The organism is Drancourtella massiliensis (genome assembly GCF_016900655.1).
Lineage (GTDB): Bacteria > Bacillota > Clostridia > Lachnospirales > Lachnospiraceae > Sellimonas > Sellimonas catena.
Window position 1 is genome coordinate 1 of the sequence record NZ_JACJKH010000113.1, and the last position, 399, is coordinate 399.

Consider the following 399-nt stretch of genomic DNA (forward strand, 5'->3'; position numbering starts at 1 on the left):
ATACCTGTTGGAATCAGCTGCTTACGATGATGTTCGGTCAGCTATCCAATCGAGATAGTCTTAGAGATTTGATTGTGGCTATGGAAGCTCATGCTGGAAAACTTTACCATCTCGGAATCGGGAAGTCTGTAACTCGGAGCAATCTTAGTAAGGCTAATGAGCAACGTAACTACCGCATCTTCGAAGAGTACGCAACATTCATGATTGCCGAGGCCCGCAAGCGTAGAATCAATAAAATATTCGAACTTGACGGTCATGTTTATGCATTTGACTCTACAACGATTGATCTGTGCCTGTCAGTGTTTGAATGGGCTAAATTTCGCAAACATAAAGGCGGAATAAAGTTGCATACGCTCTACGATATTGAAGCGGAAGTACCTGCATTTGTGCATATTACAC

Annotated in this window: 1 protein-coding gene; it reads left to right on the forward strand. The window is 42.6% G+C overall.

The window, feature by feature from the left end:
* Positions 1-26: 26 nt before the first annotated feature.
* Positions 27-399: DUF4372 domain-containing protein (locus H6A32_RS17075; protein WP_430749604.1), on the forward strand; the 373-nt coding region annotated here is incomplete at its 3' end.